The organism is Endozoicomonas sp. SESOKO3 (assembly GCF_024606255.1).
This window is the reverse complement of the sequence record NZ_JAHHPR010000748.1, coordinates 1-5,277: the sequence shown is the minus strand read 5'-3', so window position 1 is coordinate 5,277 and position 5,277 is coordinate 1. Positions and strand designations below refer to the sequence as shown.

6 protein-coding genes are annotated in these 5,277 nt (G+C 47.4%); 2 read left to right on the top strand and 4 right to left on the bottom strand.

Going from position 1 to position 5,277, the window contains the following annotated elements; all coding sequences use genetic code 11:
- Positions 1–132 precede the first annotated feature (132 nt).
- Together KDK18_RS13145 and KDK18_RS13140 are read right to left on the bottom strand one after the other, a co-directional pair.
- Complete coding sequence (locus tag KDK18_RS13145; protein ID WP_257255382.1) at positions 133–576, bottom strand: YbaN family protein; 444 nt, start codon at positions 574–576, stop codon at positions 133–135.
- Positions 569–949, bottom strand: coding sequence for a hypothetical protein (locus KDK18_RS13140; protein ID WP_257255381.1), 381 nt, complete (start codon positions 947–949; stop codon positions 569–571). Before KDK18_RS13140 ends, KDK18_RS13145 begins: the two co-directional genes overlap by 8 nt.
- Before the next feature lie 170 nt (positions 950–1,119).
- On the opposite strand from KDK18_RS13140, the gene KDK18_RS13135 reads away from it, so the two are divergent.
- On the top strand, positions 1,120–2,799 hold the full coding sequence (locus KDK18_RS13135; protein ID WP_257255380.1) for a hypothetical protein: 1,680 nt from the start codon (positions 1,120–1,122) through the stop codon (positions 2,797–2,799).
- 34 nt (positions 2,800–2,833) lie between these two features.
- Positions 2,834–4,426: a PhoPQ-activated pathogenicity-related family protein gene (locus KDK18_RS13130; protein ID WP_257255379.1), complete on the top strand. Its 1,593-nt coding sequence runs from the start codon at positions 2,834–2,836 to the stop codon at positions 4,424–4,426.
- On the opposite strand, the gene KDK18_RS13125 is transcribed toward KDK18_RS13130, so the two are convergent.
- Both KDK18_RS13125 and KDK18_RS14800 read right to left on the bottom strand, forming a co-directional pair.
- On the bottom strand, positions 4,364–4,906 hold the full coding sequence (locus KDK18_RS13125) for a disulfide bond formation protein B (protein ID WP_257255378.1): 543 nt from the start codon (positions 4,904–4,906) through the stop codon (positions 4,364–4,366). The genes KDK18_RS13130 and KDK18_RS13125 overlap by 63 nt on opposite strands.
- A gap of 49 nt (positions 4,907–4,955) precedes the next feature.
- Complete coding sequence (locus KDK18_RS14800; RefSeq protein WP_368736464.1) at positions 4,956–5,114, bottom strand: DUF5993 family protein; 159 nt, start codon at positions 5,112–5,114, stop codon at positions 4,956–4,958.
- Between the last annotated feature and the right edge of the window lie 163 nt (positions 5,115–5,277).

Sequence of the window (5,277 nt, the reverse complement as noted above, 5' to 3'; positions counted from 1 at the left end):
CGAAAAAGCGCAGTTTACAGCGAGTAAATGAGCATTTTGAGCCACTTTTTAACGCGGTATCAGCGAAGCGCAGCACTTTTGCGACACCCTCCTTGGCCGTGGCATGTTTTTGAAGGTCATTGTTACATTGACTCACTGTTGTTGATATCTGCGCATCAGTATCCAAAGATAAATGCTCACCGCCAGAGCAATCAGCCCCAACAACACTTTCAGAAAAACCTGAGGAACCAGCCAGACTGAAATCCCTATGCCCAGCCACAGGAGCGCCAGAGCCCGACACCCTATTTTGGGTGAGAGCGCCCTGTCATGCAGGTACTCTTTCAGGGCCGGACCAAACCTTGGATGCTCCAGCAACCACCGATTCAATTTGGGTGAAGACCGAACGCTGAGCCACACTGCCAGCAACAGAAACACGGTCGTTGGCATGAGGGGCAGCACGGCACCAATGATGCCGAGAACAATGCAAAGCAATGCCAATCCCTGATAGAAGATTCGCAATAACGGGTTTCTGACCAGAAGATTTTCTTCTTCTGTTGCCAGCTGACCAGCCAAATTGGGCCCTTTACACTTACTCAAACGTCGCTTCCTGAATACTCTTTACATAATCCAGCTCTGCCAGTTTTCTCAGAACTTCATAAAAATCCAGCTGATGGGTGTCACCAACTGCCAGATACTCTGCTGATCGGCACTGTATTTTTCCCGGCGACGCCCGGTAAACAACCAGCGTTGGATCAATCGCCATGACCTGATCAACGTACTCAATCTTGTCCGGAATACAGAATTCATAAGACACCGCTGTCAAGTTATCACCTGAGCCTCGCAGACCCTCCTTGTTGAGTTCATTGAGATCAAACTTAATTTTGGCCATATGCCCCGCTTTCCAGCCCAGCGTGGAGCAACCACCCAGTAACAGAACCAGCAGGAGTATAGCAGGGGCTTTTAATGTCATAAGCGAAACCTTGGAAGATAACTTGCGTGGCTATAGTAACTCTTTTTTCTGCTTCATGGTGGCTAATCAGGAAAGGATGCACACAGCTACAAGCAGACCTCACCCGAATCAGAAATGAGCACTTAAAATATATCTATACTGTAATCCTCAACAGTGACTATTGATCAATTATGACTTCAGATATTCTTCTTCGATTTGCTCTGGTGATGATGCTCTTAACTGCCAACACCAGTTTTTCATCCTCTGAGTATGAGATTTCCGGGTTTACCAAGGGCCATAAGCGAACCAGTGATTTCATGGAGAGTATTCGTAACAACCGTCCGGAACTTCAGGCGTTTATGAATCGACTGCCCAAAGGCGGCGATCTCCATCATCACCTGATGGGGGCCATCGAGCCCGAAGAAATCATTGATATCGCGATAGAACGAAAGTTTTGCATTTATAAGGACCATCACATGGCCCCGTGTGATTGCTGTGCACAGTCCGTGAGCGCATACGTCAGTAATGAAGAAAACCGTGCAGCTCTGATCAGGCAGCTAACGCTTGCCGACAGCAACGATACGCTTGAGATCCGTGACAAGCATTTCTTCGACTACTTTGCTATCGTGAAAGCCTTATTCGATGGAATAGATGCCCGTTTCATTTCACTTATACGTAAAAAGGCCGCTGTTGATGGACTTTCTTACATTGAATCAACTATCTACTGGAATGAAGCGAACGGGCCTGACAAGTTGTTTTCCCTCATCACCAACCTGCCCGCACCGGACCCGGACAGTTCCAAAAGTCTGGAAGACTTTCGTACCAGACTGAGTGCCCAGCCCGATTTTCAAACCCAGTTAAAGGCAGCTGCCAAAGAGGTAGCCGATGCCTTGAAAGATTCTGACGACCACTTGAACTGCTCTCATAGCCCCTCTCAACCTGCCTGTTCTGTCACCGTTCGGTTTCTACACGAAATTCACCGGACCGATCCCCTGCCCCGGGTTTACGCCCAGATGATCTTTGCCTTTGAACTGGCTCAATTGAGTCTCTCTGGCAGCGATCCTCAAGTGCTGGGCATCAACATAGACGGCGCTGAAAATAATGATACGGCACTGAACGATTACCTCAGCCATATGAAAATGCTGAGTTTTCTTAAAAACCACAAAAAATACCCTCTGGTGAAAGAGCATATTAGCCTGCATGCAGGAGAACTGGTCAAAGCCACAGTCGAAGATTTTTACTACCGAACCACCTTGGCAGACGCTATTAATATCGTTCAGCCCAAACGCATAGGCCACGGGATCAGCCTAATGGCACAGGACTGCCTGAAGCAGTCCAGCTCCGGCAATGAAGAATACGTCAACTGCAGTGCTGAGCTGCTCAAAACCATGCTGGATAATGACATTGCTGTTGAAATTCCTTTCACCAGCGACCAGCGATTGAATGATATCGGGCCCAACAGCGGACACCCCTTTCCTGTTTATGTCAATAGCAATGTTGCAGTGGCGCTGGCTACTGACGATCCGGGGATTCTAAAAGTCGATTTGACCAGTCAGTTTGTAGAAGCCGTCTATGGCTTCAGCCCTAATCAATCCAGCGACGGCGCTCTCCTGTCCTTTGATCAGATTATTGAGTTCGCACGCAACAGTCTGGAGTACAGTTTTCTGCCCGGTCAGAGCCTTTGGGTAAAGGCTGAAGACCACACTCGATATCAAAAAAGAGTTTCGGCCTGCCTGAATCTTGATTCAGAAGCCTGCAATAAGTTTGTCGGCAGTAATACCAAGGCGAGACTCCAGAGAGATCATGAATTAAAGCTGAAAGACTTCATGTTAACGCTGGCAGCAGGAAGCCCTGATTTAACACCCCTGTGAACTGCCATGAAATTGCAAAAAAAAGAGTAACAAAATGGCAAAAGAACAAGAATTCGTCTCCAGTTTTCAGGCTGGCTTACTGGCATTGTTCTGCTTATGCCTGATGCTTCTGAAGCATCAGGCTCATGCCAGAGATCACCTGAAAGTCTCTCCTGACAACTGTAACCCCTCTTACCTTGGCAAACACTTTCGTGACGTACTGCCCTGTTACCTGAAACAAGAAGATAAGAATTATCAATGGAGTGCTGCAGCTGCGACTGAAGAGCGCGTCGAGCTGGATGGAAAGAAGCTGAAGGTCAAAGTCTACCCTGTCCGTATGAAGTCTCTGCGCTGGACTATCGGAGAACAGGATAAAGTCTCTGATCCGGTCTGGGAGCATCGGATCAAGGTGTATATACCGGAAAAAGTCAGCTCCACCACTGCTCTACTCTTTATCAATGGCGGCATCATCCATTGGCCCGAAGATCAGCCCGATAGAAACAAGAGGAGCACTGATGCCCTGCAATTTTCTCATATAGCCGCCAGAACCCGGTCGATCGTCGTTGATCTGAAAGACATTCCAAACCAGTTCTTGCGATTTGGTGATGGCAAACCGCTCAAGGAAGATGGCCTGATGGCCTATAGCTGGCAAAAGTTCATTGATAACCCGGGGAAAAACTATAACTGGCCACTCCGATTACCCATGGTCAGGGCTTCCATTCGGGCCATGGATACGATTCAGGCACTGATGAAAGAGAAGCACATTAAAATTGAGCATTTTGTATTAGCCGGAGGATCAAAACGAGGCTGGACAGTCTGGCTGACCGCAGCAATGGATAACAGAGTGTCAGCCATCATACCCATGGTCATCGATGTTCTTAATCTGCAAGAGAGTATGCGACACCACTTCAATAGTTACCAACGCTGGGCTCCGGCTGTCAAAGACTATTACTCTCTGATGCACACAATCGGCACCCAGCCTATGACTCAGCTAATGGAGGTGGTCGACCCCTATTCCTACCTCCCTCTGCTAACCATGCCGAAGTACATCATTAATGCCACCGGCGATGATTTTTTCTTACCCGACTCCAGCCGCTTTTACTTCGATGACCTGAAAGGCGAAAAATGGCTGAGATTCCTTCCAGACCTGAGGCATTACATTCTCAGAATGGATCAAACACTGGTGAGTGAAAGCATCGAATCCTTTTACGGAGCCATCATTAAAGATCGCCCCATGCCCAAGATCAGCTGGGATGTCTCTAAACTAAACCTGAAAGTCGAAGCCTCAATGCCTCCCAAAGCCATGAAACTGTGGACTGCAACAAATCCTGAAGCCAGAGATTTCCGAACCACTTCAGACAACCCAAAGGTCAGCCAGTTTAAATCTGAAACACTCACATTCCGTTGTCGTGAAAGCTGTCGGGCAGATGTCGCATTGAAAGCCCCCGAAAAAGGTTGGAAAGCCAGCTTTGTCGAGCTGATCTACCCTAACCCGCCCTATCGTGACCTGTCATTCACGACCCGGGTGTTTGTCACCCCAGATGTTTATCCCGAGGACAATCGCACTCCATCTCATGGCCAAAGCTCAGAGGATATAACGCACCGGATTGTCCGGGCACTGCTCAAGCCCGCACTCAAAGAAAATTGAAACGATATTAGCCACAGTCAGGAACACCAGAAGCGCAAAGGCAAAATGGGAAAACCATCTGATTTCGGGGTTTTTCGCTTCTGAGACTTCGTCCTCATAAGCGTGCAATTCAAACTGTCTGGAATAACCTATGACCAGTGCGATATATACGATTAAAGCAGAGCACAGAATATACAACCAAGTATACATATGCAGTCCCAGCAAAGCCGAACCATATCCTTGAGGATTGTTCACATGCAGTGCAATTTGCCTCAGAGCAATAAAGCTAGTCAAGACAGCCGCTAGCAGCGACAAACTGTAATGACCGGGTCGAACGTGGTACCTCATATTGAGCAGGAACCCTGAGGCTATCACTAAAATTCCCTGCCGCTGCAATATGCAGAGAGGACAGGGTAATTCGCCCATCACAAACTGAAACCAGAAAGCAGCAACCAGAAGAAGACAGATGACTATCAATTCAAAAACACTGGCAAACTTCACAAAATCATTGATCTCTCTGCATGAGTTCATGATTAGACCCGCCAAACTTCTAAAGATAAATTTCCAAGTGCTCAGAAATATGATGAATAAAAACCAATGCAATCAGAACAAGAGAAATGCTGAAGCAAACGATTCCCCACTTTCGATTGAACCAGGCAACCATCAACGCAAATAATATGAAGATAAAAGATAGCAAAGTGTAAGGCATTACCTGTACTCCCCAGCCTAACGAGATTGTTTCACAAACTTTTGCGACAACCCCCGACCATGAAAGCTTCATTAGAGCATAGCGTTAACATGTTTTATTTACAGGTTATTGACATCCTCCCCCACTGATTCAAGAAATCAGTGGGGGATTCCCATGGGGGCGC